The sequence below is a fragment of the Nocardia sp. NPDC046763 genome (assembly GCF_040645495.1).
Classification (GTDB): domain Bacteria; phylum Actinomycetota; class Actinomycetes; order Mycobacteriales; family Mycobacteriaceae; genus Nocardia.
In genome coordinates this window covers 203,340-226,796 of the sequence record NZ_JBEYYI010000002.1, presented here as the reverse complement: position 1 = coordinate 226,796, position 23,457 = coordinate 203,340, and the positions used below count along the sequence as shown (strand labels likewise).

The 23,457-nt window shown below is 66.9% G+C and carries 21 protein-coding genes and 1 pseudogene; 11 read left to right on the top strand and 11 right to left on the bottom strand.

Annotated features, from left to right (window positions below; genetic code table 11):
- Positions 1–155: 155 nt before the first annotated feature.
- Positions 156–1,061, bottom strand: a complete 906-nt coding sequence (locus ABZ909_RS03905) for a L,D-transpeptidase (RefSeq protein ID WP_356996097.1) — start codon at positions 1,059–1,061, stop codon at positions 156–158.
- Between the two features lie 293 nt (positions 1,062–1,354).
- Positions 1,355–2,653: a cytochrome P450 gene (locus ABZ909_RS03900; RefSeq protein WP_356996096.1), complete on the bottom strand. Its 1,299-nt coding sequence runs from the start codon at positions 2,651–2,653 to the stop codon at positions 1,355–1,357.
- Between the two features lie 110 nt (positions 2,654–2,763).
- Here ABZ909_RS03900 and ABZ909_RS03895 point away from each other — a divergent pair, with 110 nt between their 5' ends.
- Positions 2,764–3,396 (top strand): hypothetical protein, encoded by a 633-nt coding sequence (locus ABZ909_RS03895; protein WP_356996095.1) that lies wholly within the window; start codon positions 2,764–2,766, stop codon positions 3,394–3,396.
- Between the two features lie 52 nt (positions 3,397–3,448).
- On the opposite strand, the gene ABZ909_RS03890 is transcribed toward ABZ909_RS03895, so the two are convergent.
- Entirely contained in the window at positions 3,449–4,114 is a 666-nt protein-coding gene (locus ABZ909_RS03890) for a serine protease (RefSeq protein WP_356996094.1), read from the bottom strand.
- 499 nt (positions 4,115–4,613) lie between these two features.
- Here ABZ909_RS03890 and ABZ909_RS03885 point away from each other — a divergent pair, with 499 nt between their 5' ends.
- The 9 genes from ABZ909_RS03885 (at position 4,614) to ABZ909_RS03845 (ending at position 14,224) form a co-directional block, all read left to right on the top strand.
- Positions 4,614–5,432 (top strand): ABC transporter permease, encoded by an 819-nt coding sequence (locus ABZ909_RS03885; protein WP_356996093.1) that lies wholly within the window; start codon positions 4,614–4,616, stop codon positions 5,430–5,432.
- Positions 5,433–5,435: 3 nt separating this feature from the next.
- Complete coding sequence (locus ABZ909_RS03880; RefSeq protein ID WP_356996092.1) at positions 5,436–6,299, top strand: ABC transporter permease; 864 nt, start codon at positions 5,436–5,438, stop codon at positions 6,297–6,299.
- Positions 6,300–6,311: 12 nt separating this feature from the next.
- On the top strand, positions 6,312–7,772 hold the full coding sequence (locus ABZ909_RS03875) for an MCE family protein (protein ID WP_356996091.1): 1,461 nt from the start codon (positions 6,312–6,314) through the stop codon (positions 7,770–7,772).
- A complete protein-coding gene (locus tag ABZ909_RS03870; RefSeq protein ID WP_356996090.1) occupies positions 7,769–8,812 on the top strand; it encodes an MCE family protein in 1,044 nt (347 codons plus the stop codon). The genes ABZ909_RS03875 and ABZ909_RS03870 overlap by 4 nt, the downstream gene beginning before the upstream one ends.
- Positions 8,809–9,807 carry an MCE family protein gene (locus ABZ909_RS03865; protein ID WP_356996089.1) on the top strand — a complete coding sequence of 333 codons (999 nt, stop codon included), beginning with the start codon at positions 8,809–8,811 and terminating at the stop codon, positions 9,805–9,807. The genes ABZ909_RS03870 and ABZ909_RS03865 overlap by 4 nt, the downstream gene beginning before the upstream one ends.
- A gap of 77 nt (positions 9,808–9,884) precedes the next feature.
- Positions 9,885–10,946, top strand: coding sequence for an MCE family protein (locus tag ABZ909_RS03860; protein WP_356996312.1), 1,062 nt, complete (start codon positions 9,885–9,887; stop codon positions 10,944–10,946).
- Positions 10,943–12,058: an MlaD family protein gene (locus ABZ909_RS03855; RefSeq protein ID WP_356996088.1), complete on the top strand. Its 1,116-nt coding sequence runs from the start codon at positions 10,943–10,945 to the stop codon at positions 12,056–12,058. The genes ABZ909_RS03860 and ABZ909_RS03855 overlap by 4 nt, the downstream gene beginning before the upstream one ends.
- Complete coding sequence (locus ABZ909_RS03850) at positions 12,055–13,227, top strand: MlaD family protein (protein WP_356996087.1); 1,173 nt, start codon at positions 12,055–12,057, stop codon at positions 13,225–13,227. Before ABZ909_RS03855 ends, ABZ909_RS03850 begins: the two co-directional genes overlap by 4 nt.
- 91 nt (positions 13,228–13,318) lie before the next feature.
- Complete coding sequence (locus tag ABZ909_RS03845; protein ID WP_356996086.1) at positions 13,319–14,224, top strand: hypothetical protein; 906 nt, start codon at positions 13,319–13,321, stop codon at positions 14,222–14,224.
- A 341-nt stretch (positions 14,225–14,565) separates the two neighbouring features.
- Here the strand turns inward: ABZ909_RS03845 and ABZ909_RS03840 are convergent.
- From ABZ909_RS03840 to ABZ909_RS03815, 6 genes and pseudogenes are all read right to left on the bottom strand, one after another.
- Positions 14,566–14,994, bottom strand: a pseudogene (locus tag ABZ909_RS03840) (ribonuclease H); the annotation flags it as partial.
- A gap of 10 nt (positions 14,995–15,004) precedes the next feature.
- Positions 15,005–15,505: an SRPBCC family protein gene (locus ABZ909_RS03835; RefSeq protein ID WP_356996085.1), complete on the bottom strand. Its 501-nt coding sequence runs from the start codon at positions 15,503–15,505 to the stop codon at positions 15,005–15,007.
- A 50-nt stretch (positions 15,506–15,555) separates the two neighbouring features.
- Entirely contained in the window at positions 15,556–16,764 is a 1,209-nt protein-coding gene (gene lhgO, locus ABZ909_RS03830) for an L-2-hydroxyglutarate oxidase (protein ID WP_356996084.1), read from the bottom strand.
- Positions 16,761–17,498 carry a hypothetical protein gene (locus ABZ909_RS03825; protein ID WP_356996083.1) on the bottom strand — a complete coding sequence of 246 codons (738 nt, stop codon included), beginning with the start codon at positions 17,496–17,498 and terminating at the stop codon, positions 16,761–16,763. The genes lhgO and ABZ909_RS03825 overlap by 4 nt, the downstream gene beginning before the upstream one ends.
- Positions 17,499–17,928: 430 nt before the next feature.
- Positions 17,929–18,720 carry a TIGR03084 family metal-binding protein gene (locus ABZ909_RS03820; RefSeq protein WP_356996082.1) on the bottom strand — a complete coding sequence of 264 codons (792 nt, stop codon included), beginning with the start codon at positions 18,718–18,720 and terminating at the stop codon, positions 17,929–17,931.
- Positions 18,721–18,807: 87 nt separating this feature from the next.
- On the bottom strand, positions 18,808–20,163 hold the full coding sequence (locus ABZ909_RS03815; protein ID WP_356996081.1) for a hypothetical protein: 1,356 nt from the start codon (positions 20,161–20,163) through the stop codon (positions 18,808–18,810).
- A 206-nt stretch (positions 20,164–20,369) separates the two neighbouring features.
- Between ABZ909_RS03815 and ABZ909_RS03810 the strand changes: the two genes are divergently transcribed.
- Positions 20,370–21,443 (top strand): metallophosphoesterase, encoded by a 1,074-nt coding sequence (locus ABZ909_RS03810; protein ID WP_356996080.1) that lies wholly within the window; start codon positions 20,370–20,372, stop codon positions 21,441–21,443.
- Positions 21,444–21,473: 30 nt separating this feature from the next.
- Here ABZ909_RS03810 and ABZ909_RS03805 read toward each other — a convergent pair whose 3' ends face one another.
- Both ABZ909_RS03805 and ABZ909_RS03800 read right to left on the bottom strand, forming a co-directional pair.
- Entirely contained in the window at positions 21,474–22,481 is a 1,008-nt protein-coding gene (locus ABZ909_RS03805) for a zinc-binding dehydrogenase (RefSeq protein ID WP_356996079.1), read from the bottom strand.
- Positions 22,482–22,589: 108 nt separating this feature from the next.
- Positions 22,590–23,429: an alpha/beta hydrolase gene (locus ABZ909_RS03800; RefSeq protein ID WP_356996078.1), complete on the bottom strand. Its 840-nt coding sequence runs from the start codon at positions 23,427–23,429 to the stop codon at positions 22,590–22,592.
- Between the last annotated feature and the right edge of the window lie 28 nt (positions 23,430–23,457).

Genomic DNA, 23,457 nt, shown 5'->3' with positions numbered 1-23,457 from the left:
GGGCGCTCGTCATGAAGGTGACAACCGATTTCGCAAGTGCGCGGGTAACTCACCGGGTACCCCCCGAAATCGGTTCGCTCCTCGACCGCAGGCACGCGTGCACAAGAGTAGGCGGCTCTCTGCCGTGCGCTGAAGGCTCGGGGAGGCGGGGGAGGTCAGTTCCAGTCGCCCCAGCCGTCGCTGGTGGAGAAGGTGCCGCCGTTGGTGTTCTTGACGATCACCGGGTCACCCTTCTTCACGTTCTCCTGGAACCACTTGGCGTCCTCGGTGGAGACGTTCAGGCAGCCGTGCGAGGTGTCCGAAACGCCCTGCTGCGCAACGCTCCACGGGGCGGCGTGCACGAAGATACCGCTGTTGGACATGCGGGTGGCGTACTCGACCTCGAGCTTGTAGCCCTGCGGATCGGTTACCGGCACACCGTAGGTGGAGGAATCCATGATCATCTTGCGGTTCTTCTCGCTGATGATGTAGGTGCCGTTCGGGGTCTCGTGGCCCTGCTTGCCCATGGAGGTCGGCATGGTCTTCACGACCTCGCCGTTGTGGGTCACGGTGATCTCGTGGGTGGTGTCGTCGGCGGTGGTGATGAACTCGTCGCCGATCTCGTAGGCGACGTCGGTGCCGCCCGCCTGGACGGTCACCTTGGAGCCGGCCGGCCAGAAGTCCTCGGGCCGCCAGCGCACCTGCTTGTCGCCCATCCAGTAGAAGTGGCCGCTCACCTTGTTGGTGGAGGTGATGCGAATCGACTTCTCGGCGGCCGCGTGATCGCCGACCGGGTCCTTGAAGTTGATGATGATCGGCATCGCAACGCCGACCACATCCCCGTCACCGGGGCTGATGTTGGGGGCCACGAAGTTGGCGGGCGGAATCGGTGACTTGGCGTTCGGGTCGCTGGGCAGCGAGCCCGGCTCGGGCTGCGGCATGACCGCGGACGGCACGCCCGGTACGTCCGGCCCGCCCGGCCATAGCGGAGTCGCTGAGGCGGGTGCTGCCACCACTGCTCCGGTCGCCGCAATGGCGGCGAGGGCGATCAGTCCCGTTTTCCGATACCGGGTATGGCGCACAGCTCGGTCCTCTCAGATCCTCGTTCACACGCAGATTGCGGGCGCACTTCACCCGCGCAGGTCCCAACCCCGCGTTCATTACTACAGCGATCCGTCCGGCAAGCCAATTGGCTTCTGTCAGTTATGCATACCGACTAACCGGTGTGCGCTGGGTCACAGGACTGCGGGTTGGTTGCTCGAGGGGCGTGAATACGCCGATGGCCTCGGCGATTCCCCGAAAGTGACACCGGCGCGGCCGCTTTCGGAGTGCTCACTTCCCGAAACTTGCCTGTGATCGAAATCACCGAGGCGCTTCAGAATCCGGCGACATCGAACGTGATGGCGCTGCGCGGCCCGACCGTGATGGTGTGCGGCACCGACATCGGCGCGGGCCCGCGCGCGAACCGCGGCGACAACCGTAGCCGCACATCGGTCAATACAGTAGCCAGCACAATGCGAAGTTCGTAATCGGCCAGCGCCGCACCGACGCAACGCCGGTGCCCGCCGCCGAACGGGGCGTACTCGAACGGGCTGTAGCGGCGCTCCAGAAACCGCTCGGGCCGGAATCGCCGCGGCTGCGGCCACACCGCGGGATCGGTGTGCAGCAGGTGCACCGAGATCCCCATGGTGTCCCCCGCCGACAGCGGCACCCCGCGTAGCGTGAAATCACCGGTGAGCCTGCGCAATACGATCGGCACCGGCGGATGCAACCGCAGCGTCTCCTGGCAGACCGCGTCCAGGTGGGGCAGCGCCATCAGCTCGGCCGGGCCGGGATCGCTTCCGGCGGCGGCCAATTCGGCGCGCAACCGGGCCAGCGCATCCGGTTCGCGATGCAGCCGGTACAGCGCCCACACCAGCGCGGTCGCCGTGGTCTCGTGCCCCGCCACCAGCAGGGTGCGCAATTGCTCGCGCAGGTCGGTGTCGGTGATGGGGCTGCCGTCCTCGTAGCGGGTGTCCAGCATGAGCGCCAGCAGATCCGCCCCGCCGCCCCCGTCCGCGCGCCGCCGCGCCACCTCGGCGTCGATGAGTTCATCGAGCCGATCCCGCGCCGTGCTGAACCGCTCCCAGCCGGACAGCCCGAACAGATTGCGCCGCAATGCCGGAACCATGAACAGCGTGCTGCCGAAGGACTCCAGGAATTCCTTTGTGACCGTGGTGTATTCGGCCCGCCGCGCCGCATCGTCGATGCCGAACACCGCTGCCAGGATCACCCGCAGCGTCAGTGCCCGCGCCGCCGCCCGGGCATCGATCCGGGTGCCGGGCCGCCACGGGTCCCCGGTGCGCTCCCCGCTCAGCTCGGCCCGGGCCGCTTCGCGAATGGTGTTGCCGTAGGCGCTGATTCGATTGCGGTGCAGCGCGGGCGCGAGCAACGCCCGCTCGCGCCGGTGCCGGCCGTCCTGGGCCAGGATGAGCGAGGCCGCGCCCACCATGGGCTCGATGGGATTGGGCAGCGGCGGTTCCAGCAGGTCCACCGGGGCCCGGAACAAGTCGCGCGCGCCCTCGGGAGTGCCGGTGAAGAGCACCGGTCCCAGGGCCGGCATTCGCACCCGGAAGGGGTCACCGTCGCGTCCGCGCCGCCAGGAGAGATAGCGCTCCAGGATGTCGGTGCTCATGGCTTCCTATACGAAATGCCGGACCGCCTCGGTTCGATCTTCCTGGTGCCCGTGGTGTATGCATGGGCACAGAACTCAAATCTGTTTGTTTCGAAATATAGGACTCGCCCGTGTTGCGTCAGCAGCTCTCCGCCCGGATCGCCCTGCCCGCGATCTCCGCCGCCGCCCTGCTGCTCGCCGGCTGTGGGACCACCGTTTCCGGCCATCCCCAGGCCGCCCCCGGCGACATCGTGCTCCCCACCAAGGCCCCCGGCGCCACCCCGGGCAAACCCTCCGGCAAGCCCGGTTCGGGTGCGCCCACCACCACGCCGCGCGCCGACCGCGGCGGCAACACCGACTTCCAGGCCGTGATCGGCGACTGCGTGAAGCTCGGGGGCACCACCGACAACGCCAGCATCGAGAAGGCGAGCTGCGGCAGCCAGGACTCCAACTACAAGGTGACCGGCAAGGCCCCGCGCAATGCCCAGTGCGGCAAGGATTCCGACCAGGTCTACTACGAGACCCTCAATGGCGTGGAGACCGGCGCCCTCTGCCTGACCATCGACTGGGTGGTCGGCGACTGCATGGACGTCGGCAACGACGCGGCCCACCGCATCCCCTGCACCGCCACCACGGCCACCGAGGGTGTGAAGGTGGTGTCGATCGTGCAGAACAGCAGCAGCGTCGACGACTGCCCCGACGGCGACCAGGGTTACGTCTACGACGAACGCAATTTCGTCGTCTGCGTCAACACCCTCAAATAGCAACCGGGGCGGTGATTCCCGAATCACCGCCCCGGTCAGCATTGTTCGTGGATCAGATCACCGTGTAGCCGGAGCCGACGCCGCCCCGGCCGTTGAGGTCGGCCATGATCGAGCTCACGTTCGTGCCGACCTCGGGGCCGAAGCAGGCCACCGCCAGGTAGGCGTTCACCATGCCGACGAGGGTGGTCCCGACGACGACCGGCGCGCCGGAATCGCCCTCCACCACGCACATCTGGCTCCAGGTCTCGACGTTGGTATCGAAGACGTCGCCCCAGGAGATGCCGCAGGTACTGCCGGTGGTGCGGCCCTCCTTGCAGACGATCATGGGGAATCCGGGCGGGCCGCCGATCCCGGTGATGGTGACATTGCCGATGCGGTTGACCGGGATGACGCGGTCCGGATCGAACTGGATGACGGCGTAGTCGAGATCGTGGTTGGAGTAGACGAACTGACCGATCTGTCCCGCGGCACGATCCTTTTCGGCCCAGACCCGGGACCCGGCGTCGCCGCAGTGCCCGGCGGTCAGGCCGACCAGCCGTCCGGCGCCGTCGTGACCGATGGTGGTCACGGTGCACTCGTACTGATCATCGATGATGATCCCGGAGCCGCCACCGATGACGGCGGGCGCGGCATCGGCGTGAGCGGCTCCGATTCCGAAGAGCGCGGTGCTCAGGGCGATGGCGAATGCGCCGGTCGCCCCGGCGAGTTTCTTGATCATGTCCCTCCAGATGTCGGAAGCCGCACGAATCTGAACCTGCGGTTACTCATCCTGTCAGTATTCGAGCCCGGTTGCCTGTTGTACTGCCACATGTTGCCTAGCCGTGTCCTCCCGGGGTTCGCGGCCGATACCTAGTTGGATGTGGATTACGGAACAATACGCAAAAGCTATTGAATTCCGATAAATTTGTTCCTACAAATTGTTACCCGATGGATGTCCGCAAACGCCGGTGGATAGTTGAAAACTAGAACAAGTTCTAGATCTCTGCCAGGTTTTTTGCCCCGTAAACCGACCCTGATGTGGCTGTTCACAGCAATACATCGAAAGTGATCCGTCTCTATGAGCGGAACCACAATCGGTGGTGTGTTTTTCCTAACTCCGTAGTAGGGTGCGTCCAGCAACAGTCGCCGGAGACGGGTAACTCCGGCGTCGAGAGGGGTAGCCAGTGCAGTTGACCAAGAGCCCGGGGGACCAGGGGAGCCCACCGTCACCATCACGGATGAATGTGGCCGTGGATTGGGCCAAGGCGTACTGGCAGGATCATCCGAAACGGTCGCTGGAAACCGGTGGCCGGATGATGTCGATGGGTGTCGCCGCGGTCGCCGAGCTTTTCATCGCGATCTTCCGTCGCCGCTTCCCCTACCGTGAGTTCATCCGGCAGTGCGCGTTCATGGCGAATGTCGCCGCGGCGCCCACCCTGCTGGTCGCCATTCCGATCGCCGTCATCGTCTCGATTCAGGTCGGATCGGTGGCCGGGCAGGTCGGGGCAACGTCCTTCATCGGCGCGGCCAACGGCCTGGGCATCATTCAGCAGGGTGCGCCGCTGGTCACCGCGCTCATGATCTCCGGCGCCGTCGGCTCCGCCATCTGTGCCGACCTCGGCTCCCGCACCATCCGCGAGGAGATCGACGCCATGAAGGTCATGGGCGTCGATCCCATGCAGCGTCTGGTCGCTCCGCGTCTCGGCGCGGCCATGCTGGTTTCGGTATTGCTGTGTGGTTTCGTGGTTTTCGTCGGCTTCCTGACCGGCTACATGTTCAACATCTTCGTCCAGAACGGCACCCCGGGCTCCTACATCAGTACGTTCTCGTCGTTCGCGATCACGGCGGATCTGGCTGTGGCCCTGCTGAAGTCGCTCATCTACGGCCTGTTCGCGGCCGTCATCGCCTGTGACTCGGGGCTCAACGCCAAAGGCGGTCCCGGTGGCGTGGCGAATGCGGTGAACACCGCCGTGGTCATGTCCGCGGTCATGCTCTTCGGCGTCAACCTGATGATGACGCAGCTGTACAACACCCTTTTCCCCCCGCAGGTGGTCTGAGTCGTGTCAGCTACGTACGTGCCGCCGCTGCTGCGGCCGTTCCAACGGATCAAGGGCGCGGCCAGCTCGCCGCGTGACTGGCTGGCGCGCATCGGCCACCAGGTGTTCTTCTTCCTGCGCTCGATCGGCTCCATGCCGCTCGCGTTCAAGCAGTACCCCAAAGAGGTGTGGCGGCTGCTGTCCGACGTCACCTGGGGCAACGGCAATCTCGTCGTCGGTGGCGGCACCATCGGCGTGGTGCTGATCCTGTCGGCGTTCGGCGGTATGACCGTCGCCATCCAGGGCTACACCTCGCTGAACCTGCTCGGCCTGAGCCCGCTCACCGGCGCCATCTCGGCCTTCGCCACCACGCGTGAGCTCGGGCCCATGCTGGCCACCGTCGCCTTCGCGGCGCAGGCGGGCTGCCGGTTCACCGCGCAGCTGGGCGCCATGCGCATCTCCGAGGAGATCGACGCGCTGGAATCGGTTGCCATCCGGCCGCTTCCGTATCTGGTCAGCACCCGCATGATCGCGGCCATGATCGCCATCGTGCCGCTGTACTGCCTGGCGCTGCCGCTGGCCTACATCTCCTGCTCGCTGACCGTATCCCTGGTGGGCGGCACCGCGACGGGCACCTTCCAGCACTACTTCTATCAGTTCCTGGTGCCGCACGACGTGCTGTACTCACTGCTGAAGGCGATTCTCTTCGTCGCGATCACCACGTTCATCCAGTGCTACTACGGGTTTTTCGCCTCCGGCGGCCCGGAGGGCGTGGGTGTGGCGGCCGGTCGCGCGATCAAGCTGTGCATCATCGCGGTCGTCTTCGCCGACCTGTTCATGACGTTGGCAATCTGGGGCGTGAACCCCGGCATCCGGATCTCGGGATAGGGGGCGCACACAATGATCATCGATCCGAGCGGGCGCGGACCGACGATGCGGCAGCTGCTCATCGCCGGTGTCTGCGGCCTCACCGTCATCGCGGTCGTGCTGGGCTTCCTGTTCGCCCGGTACCAGGGATATTTCGTCGAAAAGGTCAATGTCACAGCGAATCTGACCACGACCGGTGACGGCCTGCCGGCCGATGCCGACGTGAAGTTCCGCGGCGTGCTGGTCGGCGCCGTCAAGAAGGTGTCGGTCGCGGCCAAGGGGACGAAGCAGGAGGTGCACATCGAGATGAAGCCGGAGTACGCCGGCGGCGTCCCGGCCAATGTCACCGCGCGCGTGGTGCCCTCCAACCTGTTCGCCGTCACCTCGGTCGAACTCGTCTACAACGGACCGGATTCCACACATCTGAAGGAGGGTTCGCAGATCGCGGAGGACACCTCCAAGGGCACCATCGCCCTGCAGGACACCCTCACCACGGTCCGCAATATCCTGAGCAAGATCGATCCGGTGCAGCTGGGCCGCGTGCTGGGCACGCTGTCCTACGCGCTGGACGGCAGCGGCCGCATGCCCGGCTCCACCATCGAGCGCGTCGACCGTTGGCTCGAGGGCGTGCGCGGGGCGGTGCCGGATGTCGGCGGTTTCCTCGACGACTTCTCCTCCTCCTTCCACGCGCTCAACCAGTCCGCGCCGGACCTGATGGGGGTGCTGCAGGATTCGGTCAAGACCGCGCAGACCATCTCCGACCGCCGGGCCGAGCTCACCGCGCTCATCTCCGGCAGCGAGAACACCATCGACAAGGTGAACGGGCTTTTCGCCCGCAACCCCAATGTCGGTAAGGATCTGACCACGGGGACCAGCGCCATGTTCGGCGCGCTGTCGGACAACCCGGACGCCATTCCGCAGGCCATCGCGAACCTGAACGATTCGGTGCGCAAGCTGGGTTCGACGTTCCACTGGGGTCCGCAGAACCAGATGATCTGGAACATGGGCCTCACTTTCACGCCCTACAAGCCCTACACCCGCGACGACTGCCCGCGCTACGGCGACCTGGCCGCCCCGAGCTGTGGCACCGCACCGCTCACCTCGGATCCGGGCACGCTGCCGGAAGCCATGCGCCCCAGGGCAATCGACGCTGCCAAGGACCTGCCGGTCACCCCGCCGCCGCCGGGCTTCCCGCTGATCCCGGGTCTCACCACCACCGGCACACCCACCGACACGCCGAGCGCCGGCGCTGCGAAGCCGGGCAACGACCCGCTCGCGGGCACGCCGCTGCAGGGGCTGTTCCCGAACCTGGCGCCGGCCGCCCCGGCGAGCCAGCCGGGTTCGGTGCCCACCGGTGGAGACATCGCGCTGGCCGGTGACGATGCCATCACCGCCCTGCTGGGCCGGCGTCCGACCGCGGCCGAGTACCTGCTGTTGAGCCCGATCCTGAAGGGTGCGACCTTGCAACTGAGCCAGAGCGAGGCCGGCCGATGAGCGTTCGTAAGCCGCTGATCGGTTTCGGCATCTTCGCGATCGTGTCCATCCTGGTGACCGCGGTCATCTGGAATACGCTCGCGCGCACCGTGAAAGGCGATACCAACACCTACACCGCGACCTTCAGCGATGTACTGGGCCTGCGTGCGGGCGATGACGTCCGGATGGCCGGTGTGCGGGTCGGCAAGGTCGAGAAGATCGAGCTGGACAAGAAGAACCAGGCCGTGGTGACCTTCATCGTGCAGCGCGATCAGACGCTGTACGGGGACACCAAGGCGCTGGTCCGGTACCAGAACCTGATCGGGCAGCGGTATGTCGCACTGAACCCGCCCGCCGCGGGCAAGCCGCACACCGGTGACCATGTCGTGCTGAAGAACAACGGCGGTATACCGCTCGAGCGGACCGAGCCGTCGTTCGATATCTCGGCGCTGCTCAACGGTTTTCAGCCGCTGTTCCAGGTGCTGCAGCCCGAGCAGGTGAACAACCTGTCCAACACCTTCATCCAGGCGCTGCAGGGTGACAATGTGTCGCTGAGCGCGTTCATCACCCAGGCCGCGTCGGTGGCCTCGGACTTCGAACGCCGCGACGGCATCCTCTCCGACGTGATCACCAATCTGTCCGGCGTGATGTCGGGGCTGGCCAAGCGGGGCGACGAGCTGGAGACGCTGGTCACCCAGACCCGCGCCCTGATCGGCGGCCTCTACGCGCAGGGCCAGTCGCTGCAGGCGTCGACGGTCCAGATCGCCGATGCCACAACGGCTCTGGTGGGGATGTTCGGTTCCATCCAGCCCAAGCTGGTGCTGGCGCAGAATGCCACCCACGACGCGCTGGCACTGCTGCTGGCCAATGGCGCCAAGCTCGACCAGGCGGCGGTGGACCTGCCCGGCATCCTCTCCGACGTCGGCAAGTTCACCCAGAACGGCGCCTACGCCAATGCCTATCTGTGCAGCCTGGACGTCTCGCTGTACGGCATCCTCTTCCCGCGCGGTCTGTTCTCGCAGATCGGTGGCAACTCCCACTCGGCGGTGTGCCGGCCATGATCGCAAAGCTTAAGAAGCGCTTCAGTACCAATCGCAATTTCTGGCTCGGCATGCTCGGCGTGGCGGTCATCGTCGCGCTGCTGCTGGGCTCCACCCTCTACAAGACGGTGGGTATCGGCACACAGAGCATCAAGGCCGAGTTCGTGCAGACCGCCGGCGTCAAGGTCGGTGACAAGGTGGATGTCTCCGGTGTCCCCGTCGGCACCATCTCGGGCGCCGAGCTCGAGGGCGATCACGTGCTGCTGACCCTGAATGTCGACAAGGACGTGAAGCTGGGGCCGGATGCCAAGGCGTCGATCAAGATGGCGACCCTGCTGGGTGCGCGCTACGTCGACCTGGTGCCCGGCGACGGCTCCGGGCTGAAGGGCAACCGGATTCCCAAGTCCAACACGGTGGTTCCCTACAACCTGGCCGACGTGGTGCAGGAGGGCACGCCCAAGTTCGAGGAGCTCGACACCAAGAAGCTGGCGGATTCGCTGAATCTGATCAACCAGCAGATGGGCGACACCCCGCAGATGACGGTGCAGGCGCTCGACGCCATCGGCGCGCTGGCCAAGACCATGAACAACCGCAAGGATCAGGTCGACCAGTTGCTCAAGGATCTGGACAAGGTCACCAAGATCCTCGGCGACAACCGCAACAGCGTGCTGCTGGTGATCACGCAGGGTCAGGCCATCGCCGACCGGGTGATGCAGCGGCAGGGTCTGCTCAAGAGCCTGCTGGACAATATCGCCACGCTCACCGGGCAGTTGCAGCAGATCGGCGCGGACAACAACAACCAGTTCGGTCCGACCCTGCAGCAGCTCAACACCATGGCCGACGGTCTGCAGAAGAACAAGGACAACCTGGATCGGCTGCTGTCGATCATGCCGCCGGCCATCCGGCAGTTCAACAATGCCTTCGGCAACGGCAACTACGGTGAGGTCGCGCTGCCGTGGCTGTTCCCGGACAACTGGTTGTGCTTCGCGCAGGTGAACGAGGGGTGCCACCAATGACATCGAGCTTCAAGGCAGAGACATCGACCGGCGCGGAACAGCAGCGGCGCCTGCTCGGCCGAATCGCCAAGGCGGCCATGATCGGCGCTGCGGCGTGGGCCGTGGGCTCCTGCTCCATCGTGCCGCTCGGAGTGAAGGACGCCGCTGGGCAGACCCAGCACTTCACCGCGGACTTCCTCAATATCGCCGGCATGTTCGAGGGCAACCCGATCACCGTGCTGGGGCTCGAGGTGGGCCGGGTCGACAAGATCATTCCGAAGGGTCAGTACGTCGAGGTCCACATGACCGTGGACAAGGGCGTCAAGATCCCGAAGAACGTTCAGGCGGCACTGGTTTCGCCGTCCATCGTGACCGACCGGCACATCGAGCTCACCCCGCGCTACACCGGCGGTGACACCCTGGCCGACGGCTCGCACCTGACCACCCAGCAGACCAAGACCCCGGTCGAGCTGGACACCATGATCAAGACCATCGACAGCTTCGCTGCCGCGCTCAAGCCCCAGGAGGGGCAGGACGGGATCGGCCCGCTGTCGGGTCGCGTGCTGTACCCGATGATGAACGGCAACGGCGAGAAGATGCGCGATGTGCTCAACGCGCTCTCCGGCGCGCTGAAGACCGGCGTCGACAACAAGGACGCCATCTCCACCATCATCATCAAGCTCAACGAGCTGACCACCATGCTGGCCGACAACGACGACTCGGTGCGCGGATTCAGCAACAAGATCACCCAGATGACCGGTCTGCTGGCCGATCAGGCGCCCGGTCTGCAGGGCACCCTGGATCAGCTGAATGCGTTCCTGGCCAACACCAGTGGCGCGTTCTCGCAGTACTCCGACCAGCTCAACGGCACCCTCACCGGGCTCACCAATGTCACCAACCAGCTGCGCGCCAATGCGGCCGGCCTGACCGAGGTGGTCGACGTGGCCCCGCTGCTCATGCAGAACCTGGACCGCTCGGTCAACCGGCAGGGCAACTTCATCCGCCTGCACGGCCTGATCGGCACCGCGCTCTCCGGTGAGATGGTGAGCCTGTTCTGCGAACGCATCCAGATGAAATCGGATGGCTGCCGCACCGGGAAAATGGAGGACTTCGGACCAGACTTCGGTCTGATGGCGGCGATGCTGGGGATGACCAAATGAGTAATCGCTTCTGGAAGGATCTGCGCGCGGGCCGATCGGCCCGGCGGGCGGTCGTCGCCATCGCGGTCTCCGCGACCGCCGTCGTCGCCTCCGGCTGCGGCATCACGGTGGAGAGCCTGCCGCTGCCCAAACCCGGTCCGGGCGACAAGACCTACACCATCCACGCGACCTTCGACAATGCGCTGAATCTGCCCGACCAGGCCAAGGTCAAGGTCGGTGGCTCCGACGTCGGCGTGGTCACCAAGATCACGACCAAGGACTTCAAGGCCAATGTGGACCTGGCCATCCGGCGGGACATCGAGCTGCCGGCCGGCAGCACCGCAGAACTGCGCCAGGCCACCCCGCTCGGCGACGTCTTCGTGGCGGTGTCCATCCCCAAGGCCGAGCCCGGCATGCAGCTGCTGAAGAACGGTGACCGGCTCACCAACACCTCGGCCGGCGCGACCGTCGAAGAACTGCTGATGTCGGTCTCATTGCTGTTCAACGGCGGTGGCATCGCCAACCTGTCCAAGCTGACCTCCGAGCTGGACTCCATCGTCGGCGGGCGCGGCGAACAGCTGGGCCACGTGCTCACGCAGCTCACCAGCGTGATGACCAGCCTCAATACCAACAGCTCGCGCATCGACAATGTGCTGGCCGGATTCAGCGCGCTGGCCAACACCATCGAGGCCAACCACCAGCAGCTGGGCCAGGTCGCCGACAGCCTGCCCGGCATGATCGGCGCCATCGCCGAGAACAACCAGGCCCTCGGCGATCTGCTCACCAAGATCTCGACAACCAGTGCGGCACTGGGCGATTACGCCAACACCACCTCCGACTCGCTCGGCAGCCTGCTCGGCAATGTGAGCCAGCTGATGAGCGCGTTGTCGCGGACCGATCAGTCCCTCGGCCCGGCCATGGACGCCCTGCACGACATCCGGCCCAAGGCCGACGCCTCGTTCAAGGGCGACACCCTGGCGGTGGCCGCCACGCTCTCCATGCTCGACATCGGCCTGCTCACCGATCCGGCCAACAGCAAGTTCCCGGACCTCAAGGACCTCAACGACTTCGGGGGCAGCCTGATCCAGGTGCTGCAGATCATCTACGGCCGGATCAACGGGGGACACCGATGAGTTGGGTATCGCGACACAGGAACCTGGTGTCCAATTCCGCGCTGGTGCTGATCCTGCTGGTGGGCGCTTCCTACCTGCTGATCAGCGTGATGCGGGTGAATCCGCTGCGCGAAACCTACACGGTGACGGTCAATCTGGACCGATCCGGCGGGCTGCAGAGCGGCAACGACGTGACCCTGCGCGGCTACCGCGTCGGCAAGGTCCTCGACATCAAGCTCATCGACAACGGCGCGGCCATCGCGGCCACCGCCGAGATCGACAAGAAGTACTCGATCCCGGCCGATACCCAGGTGTCGGTGGGCGCGCTGTCGGGCGCGGGCGAGCAGTTCATCGACTTCCGCCCGAACACCGATCAGGGTCCGTTCCTGCACAGCGGTTCGGTGATCCAGTTCGATGCCGACAAGGTCAAGACCCCCACCCCCGTGTGGTCGGTGCTCGACAATGCCAGCGCGCTCATCGCCCAGGTGGATCCGGACAAGTTCAGCGTCATCCTGAGCGAGCTCGACACCGCCCTCTCCGGCGGCCCGGACCAGCTGCGTTCGCTCATCGACGGCATCAGCCTGGCCACCAACGGCCTGGACAGCCTGCTCCCCCAGACCACCAACCTGATCAAGAACCTCCGGGTCATTTCGGGCACCACGTCGCTGGCGCAGCCAGATCTGGGTACGCTGACCCGTAATTCGAGTGTGTTGTTCAATCAGTTCAACGACGCGAATGCCGAACTCCAGAAGATCCTGGATCAGGCGCCCGGCCAGATGCAGGCCCTCGGCGCGGTGCTGGACAAGACCGCCGACCCGATGACCAGCCTGGCCACCAACTTCGCGGCCATCACCAAGGCCGCGCAGCTGCGCACCCCGGCGCTGCGGGCACTGTTCCCGTCGCTGGTGGTCGGCACCTCCGCCATGGGCGTGCCGGCGCACGACGGTGAGTTCTACACCATCGTCGACATCTGGCCGAGGTCCTTCTGCGACTACGTCACCAAGAAGGTGAACCCCGCCGTAGCGACCGAGAACACCTTCCCGCAATGGGCGAGCTACTGCCAGAACCCACCCCAGGACCAGCAGATCCGCGGCTCGGGCAACGCACCGCGACCGGATGTGCCCAACAATGGCGCGCTCCCGCCCGCGGGTTCGGATCCGAACGAGCGGACCCTGCCGCCGGTCAAGTGAGTGCCGCCCGCCGCTCTCAGGAGCAGCGGGCATACTCGCTGACGAAACCTAGACGGTGCGTCCGCAGCGCACCGGGAAAGTGATCGAATAGATGTCGGACGACGCTGCCCAGGACAAGAAAACCGAAGACGATTCCATCGCCGAGGCCGATGCCCAGAGCAGCGCCGAAGAGGCCGCCGAGAAGCCGGAGCTGACGAAGGACGCGGAGGCGGCCCAGCCCGAGCCGGAATCGAAGCCCGAGCCGGAAGCGAAGGCCGAGCCGGAAGCGAAGGCTGCCGAGCCCGAAGCTGATTCGGCCGCGAAGCCGGAACCGGCGGCCGCCGGCGCGCCGCAGGCGAAGTCGGAGTCCGCGCTGGTCTCCAAGGTCGCGGTGCCGATGGTCGCGCTCATCGCGCTCGGCGTGCTGCTGGTCGCCTCGCTCGCGGGTCTGGGCGCGTTCTGGTGGCAGTCGCACACCAAGAGCAACGAACTCGCCGACCGCGACTCCGCCGCCAAGGCCGCCTGCGATTTCGCGCGCGCGGTCTCGGTCTACGACCAGTCCTCGTGGAACGATTTCGCCCCGCGCGTGCAGGCGCTCATCACCGGTGAGTTCAAGCAGATGTTCGACCCGATGGCCGGCGACGTGAAGGACATCCTGTCCAGCGCACACGCCAAGTCCTCGCTGAACGTGTTGCGCTGCGGCTGGGAGTCCGGCGATGCCAACAAGGCCTCGGTCCTGGTGAGCCTGACCCAGACCTCCACGAACGACTTCCACGCCAAGCCGATCGTGCTCACCATCCCGACCTATGTCGAGCTGGAGAAGCACGACGGCAAGTGGCTGGTGTCGAAGTTCCAGCCGGTCTACGCCGGTGACGAGAACCCGCTGTTCCCGGGCGGGACCGGCGGCGGTGACCAGCAGGGCGTCCAGCCCTCCGGTCAGCCGGCTCCTTCGGGTCAGCCCGCCCCCTCCGGCCAGCCCGCGCCCGCCACCACCGCGGCGCCCAAGCCGGGTAACTGATCGGGATATCCCGAGCACGAAAAAGGGCCCGCCTCCGGTACTTCCGGAGGCGGGCCCTTTTCATGTCGTCGCAGGTCGAAGGGTTCGCGAGGGGTCGCTCAGAACAGCGTGAGTGCCTCGGCGGCAGACGCTTTGGCGGCCGCCGCCCGGCGGCGCGGGGTCGCGGCCGCGGAATGCGCGGTGGCGCCGACCTTCTCGGCCTGTTCTGTCTCGGCTCGTTCCAACCCGGCGGGTGCGGTCACCGGGAGGGGCTCGGTCTTGGGTTCCACGATCGGGATCGGCGCGGTGGGCGGATCGAAGGGCACCGGTTCGTCGCCGTCGGGATCGGTGGCGACACCGGTGGCGGCCACCTTCCGTGCGGCCTGGCCGGCCAGCGTGTCCGCCTGCTCGTTGAAGTAGTTGCCGACGTGCCCGCGTACCCAGCGGAACCGGACCGGACCGGGCCGGGTGGCGATGGCGCGGTCGATCTGCTGGATCAGCTCGAGATTCTTGACCGCGCCGCCGGTGGAAGTTTTCCACCCATTGGTGCGCCAGCCGTGGATCCACTCGGAGGCGCACTTGATGGCATAGAGCGAATCGCTCTCGATGAGCAGGGGTTCGGCGTCCGGATGCGCCCGGATGGCCTCGAGGAGTGCGCGTAGCTCCGCGATCTGATTGGTGCCCGAGGGCGCACCGCCGCTGGCCGAGCCGCCCGCATGATTGACCCAGGCCCAGCCGATCGCGCCGCCCGGGTTGCGCAGGCATGATCCGTCGGTGCTCACGATGATCATGCGGCCTACCCTACGCGATCCGGCCGACAAGATCGGTGCCGTGGAATTCCTCTATCTCCCTGCGCAATTGCGATTCGGTCCGGTGGACGGTGGCCTGCACTATCGCGGCCAGCATCTTCGACAGCAACTTGCCGGTGAGCCCGCGTGGGACCCAGTACTCGGTTTCCGAGGTCAGCACCGCGCGGCCGTACCCGAGGGGGTCGAAACGCAGGGTGATGACACAGAAGTTGGAGCACGCCGACGCCGGCTTCCCCTTCCGGCGTCGGCGGAGTGTGTATTCGATGACCGCGTTGCGGCGGTAGTCGCTGATCTCACACTCGATCGTGGGATGCCACAGGCCGACCCGGAGGGTTGCGGCGAAGACGGCGCCGGCACCATGATCGGAATCCCCGATCGGTTCGAATGCGACCACGCCGAAGGCCCAGTCCGGCACGAACTGATGGTTGTCCGTGTATGTGAACGCGACTTCCACCGGTGCGCCGACATCACTGGCGTACTTGAAATGGCCCATAGGCTGCTCCCTGTCCCACGGCTGCCTTAAAAGTACTACAGCAATCCTATTTATTGAGCGAACTTGTCCAATCGGTCCGTTATGTACTCGGCGATGGGCAGGGCGGAGGTGGCCGCCGGGGAGGGAGCATTGAGCACGTGAACCGAGCGCGGCGTGTGCTCGAGCAGGAAATCGTGGGCCAGCGCGCCGTCGCGCAGTACCGCCTGGGCGCGGATGCCCGCCTCCCGTGGCAACAGATCGGCGACGGTTAGCTCGGGGCAGTAGCGACGGCATTCGGCCAGGTAGCCGCGCTTGAACAGGGAGTTGCGCATTTCCCGCAGCCCGGTCCGGACATTGGCGGCGGCCACCCGGTGAAAACCGCGGTAGCCCAGGATCTCCCGGGCGTCGCGGAGGTTCACGCTGCCCTTGCGGTAGCCCTCGCGGGCCAGGCCCAGCACCGCATTGGGCCCGACGGTCAGCGCGCCGTCGATGGTCGGGCTCAGATGCACGCCCAGGAACGGCAGTTCGGGATCGGGGATCGGATAGATCAGGGTGTTCACCAGATCGTTGCGCTCGGGCGGCAGCTGGTAGTACTCGCCGCGGAAGGGCACGATGCGCAGATCGATGTCCAGGCCCGCCAGCCGGGCCATGCGGTCCGCCTGCAGGCCCGCGCACACCGCCAGCCGCCGGGCCTGCCAGTTGCCGGCCGGGCCGGAAACGGTTACCGCTGAGTCGGTTTCGGTGATGGCGGTGACTTCCGCGCCGAGCACGATCTCACCACCGGCCGTGCGCACCTCCTGCGCCAGCGCCCGGGTCACCCGGCCATAGTCGATGATGCCGGTGCTCGCCACGAACAGCGCTCCGGCCCCGGTGACGCGCGGCTCTCGCCGCACCAGCTCGGCGGCGTCGAGCAACTCCACCTCGACGCCATTGGCGACGGACCGCTCGTAGAGCGCGAGCATCCGTGCGCGCTCGGCGGCATCGGTGGCCACCAGCAGTTTTCCGCACACCCGGAACGGAATGTCGTGCGCCGCGGCGAATTCCTTGGTGAGCTGCGCGCCGCGCACGCACAGCCGCGCCTTCAGGCTGCCGGGCTCGTAGTAGATGCCCGAGTGGATGACCCCGCTGTTGTGCCCGGTCTGGTGCAGGCCCAGTTGCCCGGCCTTCTCCAGCAGCAGCAGGCTCGCCCCCGGATGGCGTTCGAGCATGCGGTGCGCGGTGGCCACCCCGACGATGCCGCCGCCGATCACGCAGTAGTCGTACACACCGTGAAGTCTCACACAGCGACGACGGCCGAGTCTTCCCCTGCCTTGCGGCCGTCCGTCTCGTGTGCGTCGTGCGCGGGAGTGTCGGTCGTGGCGGCCGGGACCGGATGTCGCGCGATCTGCAGGCCATAGTTGCCGATCGCGGGGTCCGACAGGGTCAGGGTCACGTCGCCGCGACTGTCCACATCGGTCCGCAGCCGGGTGGTGGCGCTCGGATCGCCGTTGATGCCCAGCTGGTGCCCCAGCGGAGTGTTCAGCAGGACATCGGCGAACGCGGCGAAGACATTGGTGTCGACGGTGAGCGTCGCCGTGTGCTGGGCCGCGGCCACCTGCGCGCCCACGTAGGCCGTGCCGAGCCGGAACTGACCGCCCAGCGGGCGGGGCACCTCGGACGCGGTGGCGGCGCCGGTGCCCGGGGTGCGGGCCGGAATCACCTGCACGAACGCGGGTTCCATGCCCCGGTTGGTGAAAAGCGAAGTCAGGGCGACCTTCTCGGCGATCGGCTCGGCAGACTGGACGCCCGGCCGATCGGCTGCGCCCGGGCCGAGCTCGATGAGAGCCGGATGGTTGCCCGGCGCGCCCGTGGCGAGCCTGCCCGGCTGCTGGGCCATTTCATTGGCGATGTAGGAACCGGCGGCGACGGTCAGCCCGATGCTGGCCATGCTGGCGGTGACAATGGCGCTGTAGCGGAACACCTGGGCCGTACGCCGGGTCGACCGGGCGGCCTGTGTCGCGAGTTCATGCGACATGACTGGTGCGTTCCTTTCCCTCTCCCCTGGCCCCCTGCGCCCGTCCGTCCCCTTGCGCGTGGACGGCGCGACGACCCGCACCATTGAAAGTCGTACGCGCGTCCAGGTTACGGTGGCGGCAGGTAGCGCACGCCCCGCGTGAGACCAGGATCACACTGTGGAAAGGTTGGGCATCAACAGGTTTTCCCCGCCGAAAGACTGGGTAAAAACCCGGTAGCGGCGAGCGCCAACTCGACTGCCATCGAAGAGACCTCCGGCCAATGGCGTCCGGTCGGCACCAGGCACGGCGCACCCAGGCTGGCGCTCGCTCGCTCCTCCTCGGGGAGCAGTGGTGATACCAAGGGCCGGACCCTCGGAAACCCGTTCCGCCGAGAACGAAGCCCCGGTGGGAATTGGGGATGTCTGGTCGGAGGCCGGGATAGGCGGCGGGTCAGTCGAACTGACCCGCCGTTCGGCCGCTTCCGGGCGGACCGGCGAAAGCCTGTGCCAGGCCCAGCCATTCGCGGGCGTCGGCGCCCACCACGTCCAGGCCGAGATCGTCGAGATGCCGCCGCTGGGTGACCAGCTGGCAGAAGTCCAAGGCGGGACCGCTGATTCGCTGTGCGGCCTCGGCCGGGCCCCAGGTCCAGGCGCTGCCGTCGGGCGCGCTCAGTTCGATCCGGAACTCCTCGCCGGGCGCGGGCTTGCCGTGCGTCAGGTATGCGAAGTTACGGGTCCGTACGCCGATGTGCGCGATATGCCGCAGGCGCGCTGTGGGTTCGCGGGTGACGCCGAGTGTGTCGGCCACGTCGTGCCCGTGCGCCCAGGTTTCCATCAGGCGGGCGGTGACCATGGAGGCCGGGCTCATGGGCGGCCCGAACCACGGCAGCTTGGTGCCCGCCGGAACCGTGCGCAGCGCCTCGACCAGGGCCGCACGATCCTGCCGCCAGGTCGCGAGCAGTTGTGGCGCAGGGGTTTTCGCGCCCTCCTCGGCGGCCTCGTCAACGAAGGTGAGCGCCTTGGGCAGCGCCGCCTGCACCAGTTTGTCGAACTCGACCGGGTCGGTCGCGGACACCGTGGCGACCTGATCGGTCCAGTTCAGGTGGGCGATCTGATGGGCGATGGTCCAGCCGGCGGCGGGGGTGTCGCGCTGCCAGCCGGCCGGATCCAGGTTCGCGATCAGCCGATCGAGGTCGGCGCATTCGGCGGTGAAGTCGGCGAGCAATGCCTCGAGGTCGGCCACCGGGCCAGCATCGCAGCCACGCCGGAAAAATGCAAGCATGCGTGCTTGATTTCTGGCGGCCCTCGTTCCCGTCTGAAAAAAAGCCGTCTACCAGCCGAAAAGGATCAGATGGACGGCCCCGACCACCAGGCCCAGCGCCGCGCCGTGTAGGTACAGCAGCCACGCGTCCTGCTCGACCGAGGCGTAGAACATCTCCATGAACTCGCCGGGCGTGAGCTGCTGCAGCTTGCGGGCCGCGAACTCGTCGATCTTCTTGGCCTGGGCGGCCGCGAATTCCGGATCGTCGGCCAGGCTCGGGGCCAGCCCCACCGCGGCGGAGGTCGCGCCGACCGTCAGGTTGTCGAACTGCCGTCTGCCGAAGACCGTCCGCACCACCGAGTGGGTGGGCCCGAGCTGGCGGTGGATCTCCTGGGAGATGAGCCGCTCCAGCAGCTGCCGGGTCTTGTCGCCGTTCGGGCCGTCGAGCAGTTCGCGAGCCAGATTGGGCAGCGTCAGCACCTGGTAGGCCAGGATATTCGCGAGATCGGCCGCGGCCTCGGGCTGCCGCTTGGCCAGCAGCGCCTGCTTCCACAGGTACTTGTAGCGCGGCTGCGGGTCGCCCGGCTCGAACACCATCTTGATGGCGATGACATTGACGGTGACACCGATGGCCGCGGCTGCGGCCAGAATGATCAGCCACGGCGGAATCCAGCCCAGCACCGGAATGCTCTGGTGCACATGCATGTACAGCGCCAGCAGCAGACCGAAGGGCGCGCCCAGCAGGCCGATGCGCACCATGAACTTCAGTTCCGGCGCGGCGATGGTGGTGGTCAGGTCCTTGAGGATCTCCGGGTTGTCCCGCAGATACCGGATGACGAAGTCCTTGATGTCGATGAGCTGGTCGACATTGTCGCCGAGCTGCTCGAAGGCGCGCCGGGCCAGCGTCGGCAGTTCGCGTTCGATGCGCTGGTAGAGCACATTGCGCACCGACTTGGGCACCGCGCCCCACAGGTCCGGGTTCTCCTTGCTCATGATCTCGTCGACCATGGCCGGCACCTGTTTGCGGCCCACTTCGGCGATGTAGTCGGCAATGCCCTCGAGGTCGAGTTCGCGAATGAAGTCCTTGGGACTGCCGATTCGCATGATGGCCACGTCCACGCAGATGCTGGCCATCTTCTCGGCGCGCGCCGGGATGAAACCCTGGAAGCCGAGCCGCTTTCCGTCGCCGGAGAAGGTGGGCAGCACCTGTACGCGGCGCGGGAGGTAGGGGTAGAGGATCTCCAGGCCGGGTACCCGGAAGCCCTGGAAGTAGACCGGCCAGAACAACATCAGCACGCCGGTCCAGTTGGTGAGCCAGCCGGCGATGGCGCTGAAGATCGGGAAGCTGATCAGATCGACGACGAGTTTGGGCTGGCCGGTCAGCTGTTCCCAGTCGAGAAACAGACCCGAGGCCAGTGTCGTCATAGCAGCGTCCCCCTGTGGCCTAGCCGATGGTGAGAAAACGGACTCCCAACACTCTCATCGGTCCGAGGCGCTGTCAAAAGGTCCTGGCCTGGAAGAACGCGTCGTGTCGCGGGGGTGTTGGCAAGGTCATGCCGACGTAGTCTGCGGCGGGTTCCGGAATTGGGGATACTGGTCAATCGACCAGCAGATACGGGTAGGAGATCAGCATGTCGCTCGACCGTCGTGGGTTTCTGACCGGCACGGCCGCCACCGCTGCCGGGGTTGCCGCGCTCGCGGCCGCCGGTGCGCCGGCCCGCGCCGAGAATGCCCCGGCCACCGGCAAATTCCCGCTTCCCGACGTCGATCGCCTGCGCATTCTCGTCACCGGCGATGCGGGCACCGGCGCGCGGCCGCAGTGGCAGGTCGCCGACGCCATGCGGGAACTGCACGCGCGCGAGCCGTTCTCCTTCGCCCTCGGCCTCGGTGACAACGTCTACGAGCAGGGCCCGTGGTCCGACGACGACGCCCAGTTCGCCGCCAAGTTCGAGGACCCCAACCACGACCTCGACTTCCCCTGGCTCATGGTGCAGGGCAATCACGACAACTCCTCGATCCTGCCCGGCGACGGCGGCTGGCTGCTGCGCGGCGACCACGAGGTCGCCTATCACGCGCGCTCGGCCCGCTGGTTCATGCCGTCCCGCTATTACTCGGTGCGGGTTCCGCAGGAGCAGCCCGTCGTCGAATTCTTCGTCCTGGACCTCAATCCCATCGCCGCCTACCTGCCGCCGCTCTTCCAGCCCTACTGGGCGGCCGACGGCCAGTTCATGACCGAGCAGGCCGCCTGGCTGGACCGGGCCATCGACGAGTCGCCGGCGAAGTGGAAGATCGCCTGCACCCACCACCCGTACCTCAACAACGGACCGCACGGGAACGCCGGGGAATACGAGGGATTGACCATCGAGCCGATCGACGGCCGCTATGTGAAGGACTTCTTCGAGGCGCACGTGCTGGGCCGGTGCCAGTTCCTGCTGTCGGGCCACGACCACTCGCTGCAGGTCCTGGAACCCAACGCGGCTTCCAAGGGCACCCGGCAGATCATCTCCGGTGCGGCCGCGAAATCGGTGCACGACGAACCGTCCATCGGCGGCAGGCACACCGCCAACGGTGCGCTGTACGAGAACTACATCGACCTCGGCTTCATGGTCCTGGACCTGACCCCCACGTCCGCCGACCTGGGGGTCTACACGGTCGATCTCTCGAACAGCCAGTCCGCCAACGTCTTCCAGCGTCGGCTCGCGTAATCCGCGAACCGTGCCGGGTGCGTGAGCGGCCTAGGGCTTCAGAACGATCCGAATCGGGTTGCCTTCCTTGGATTCCAGGGAGTGCACGGCCTTGGCGGCGTCGGCCAGCGGGACCACGGCACTCACGGAACGCGAGAAGTCGACCCGGTGCAGCCCCTGTAGTTTCACCAGCTGGGTGACGTGCTCGGGCGTGGACCCGTAGTGCCCGCGCAACTGCTGCTGGAAGAAGCTGAACGCGGTGCCGCCGGTGATGGTGATCGGCTTGTCGGTGAGGCCGACCAGCACCAGGCGGCCCTGCGGCGCCAGGCAGACCACCGCCTGCTCGCGCACCGGCGCCACCCCGGCGAAGTCGAAGGCGGCGTTCAGGCCGGTGCCGGTGGCCTCGAACACCTTGCGCCGCAGGTCCGGATCGGCCGGATCGAAGGCCAGGTCCGCGCCGAAGGACAGCGCTCGTTCCCGGGCGGCGGGCAGCGGATCCACCGCGATGATCGGCGCGGCGCCGACCATGCGCAGCAGCTGCACCCCGTGCGCGCCCAGCCCGCCGACACCCCAGACGCCCACGGCCTCACCGGGTTTCACCTCGGCGGTGGCGGTGATGGCTGCCCACGGCGTGGACACCGCGTCGGGAATGAAACAGGCCTGCTCGAACGGCAGCTCGTCCGGAATCGGCACCAGGGTGTCGATCCGCGCCAGGGTGTATTCGGCCCAGCCGCCGTCGTAGTCCACGCCGCGGGTGAAGGTGGCCCCGTTGCGAAGCTCCCCGGCCTGCAGCAATACGCGATCCCCCACCTTCGCGGTGGTCACGTCCGGTCCGAGCGTGTGCACCGTGCCCGCGACCTCGTGGCCGAGTGTCACCGCATCATCGCGCAGGAACAGGGGCGTCAGCGTGCCGTCGATGAGGTGCACGTCCGACAGGCATACGCCCGCCGCCTCGACCTTCACAAGCACATGGTCCGGCCCCGGTTCCGGAATCGGCACCTCGTCGAGCTCCAATCGGCGCTCCGGCCCCAGGTGTAGTCGTGCGGCCAGCATGGTCATCGATGACTCCTCGCGGTATCCGTTCGGGCGGCCCCTCCCCGGCGCCATGGTAAGCCGCGCCCGCGCCAGCTCGGGCGGTTTGCCCGAACCGCCGAATCGGTGGGGTGCTCAGCGCACGCTGTCCGCGGGCAGGTGCGCGGTGAGGAATTCGGTGATGATGGCGGTGACGTCGGGGGCGCGTTCGAGCATGGGGACGTGGCCGCAGCCGTCGAGGTATTCGGCGCGGTCGGGGCGCAGCTTCGCGGTGACGCCGCGCCCGGCCGCCGCCGACAGCACGCGGTTCTGGTTGCCCCAGATGACGCAGATCGGTGGCAAGCCGTCGCGATCGGGCCAATCGTCGAGCGTCGCAAAGGAAGACAGGTCGCGGACCAGGTAGATCAGTGCCCGCGCCGGGAAGCCGGACGACAAGGGTGCCACGTACGGGCATTCGCGATAGGCGCGCCGCGTGGTGAACCAGGATCGGGCGGTGCGGCGGGCGACCCAGCGCGGGGTGTGCCAACCGCTCAGCTTCCGGGCCGTGGCATTCGGCAGAGCTCGGGCCAGGCGCGCCGCCTGGTGCCAATCACCGTGCATGGCAGTGGATTCGGTGAGCGGGTTGATCGCCACCACCGCCCGGATCAGCTCGGGATGCCGCCGGGCGAGCGTCAGGCCGACGGCCGAACCGACGCAGTTGCCGACCAGTCCGACCTCGGTGAGCTCATGATGTTCGATGAACGCGCGGATCAACTCGGTGTAGCGCTCGAGCGTGTACCCGTCGGCGGGCCGGGAGGAGGCGCCGTAACCGGGCAGATCGACCGCGTAGACCCGGTATTCACGGGACAGCGCCGCGATCTGGGGCGTCCAGATGAGATGCGAGGACCCCGCGCTGTGCAGCATCACCACCGGTGGACCGGACTCCCCCTGCCGCACATACGCCATACGGGTGCCGTCGAATGTGAAGTCTTCCATGACACTCCAACACCTTCGTTGCCAGTGT

Coding starts and splice junctions, on each gene's coding strand:
- ABZ909_RS03900 (WP_356996096.1), bottom strand. CDS start 2,653: ATGAGCACCGACATCCTGGAGCGCTATCTCTCCTGGCGGCGCGGACGC.
- ABZ909_RS03890 (WP_356996094.1), bottom strand. CDS start 4,114: ATGATCAAGAAACTCGCCGGGGCGACCGGCGCATTCGCCATCGCCCTG.
- ABZ909_RS03885 (WP_356996093.1), top strand. CDS start 4,614: ATGAATGTGGCCGTGGATTGGGCCAAGGCGTACTGGCAGGATCATCCG.
- ABZ909_RS03875 (WP_356996091.1), top strand. CDS start 6,312: ATGATCATCGATCCGAGCGGGCGCGGACCGACGATGCGGCAGCTGCTC.
- ABZ909_RS03870 (WP_356996090.1), top strand. CDS start 7,769: ATGAGCGTTCGTAAGCCGCTGATCGGTTTCGGCATCTTCGCGATCGTG.
- ABZ909_RS03865 (WP_356996089.1), top strand. CDS start 8,809: ATGATCGCAAAGCTTAAGAAGCGCTTCAGTACCAATCGCAATTTCTGG.
- ABZ909_RS03860 (WP_356996312.1), top strand. CDS start 9,885: ATGATCGGCGCTGCGGCGTGGGCCGTGGGCTCCTGCTCCATCGTGCCG.
- ABZ909_RS03855 (WP_356996088.1), top strand. CDS start 10,943: ATGAGTAATCGCTTCTGGAAGGATCTGCGCGCGGGCCGATCGGCCCGG.
- ABZ909_RS03850 (WP_356996087.1), top strand. CDS start 12,055: ATGAGTTGGGTATCGCGACACAGGAACCTGGTGTCCAATTCCGCGCTG.
- ABZ909_RS03845 (WP_356996086.1), top strand. CDS start 13,319: ATGTCGGACGACGCTGCCCAGGACAAGAAAACCGAAGACGATTCCATC.
- ABZ909_RS03835 (WP_356996085.1), bottom strand. CDS start 15,505: ATGGGCCATTTCAAGTACGCCAGTGATGTCGGCGCACCGGTGGAAGTC.
- ABZ909_RS03825 (WP_356996083.1), bottom strand. CDS start 17,498: ATGTCGCATGAACTCGCGACACAGGCCGCCCGGTCGACCCGGCGTACG.
- ABZ909_RS03815 (WP_356996081.1), bottom strand. CDS start 20,163: ATGACGACACTGGCCTCGGGTCTGTTTCTCGACTGGGAACAGCTGACC.
- ABZ909_RS03810 (WP_356996080.1), top strand. CDS start 20,370: ATGTCGCTCGACCGTCGTGGGTTTCTGACCGGCACGGCCGCCACCGCT.
- ABZ909_RS03805 (WP_356996079.1), bottom strand. CDS start 22,481: ATGACCATGCTGGCCGCACGACTACACCTGGGGCCGGAGCGCCGATTG.
- ABZ909_RS03800 (WP_356996078.1), bottom strand. CDS start 23,429: ATGGAAGACTTCACATTCGACGGCACCCGTATGGCGTATGTGCGGCAG.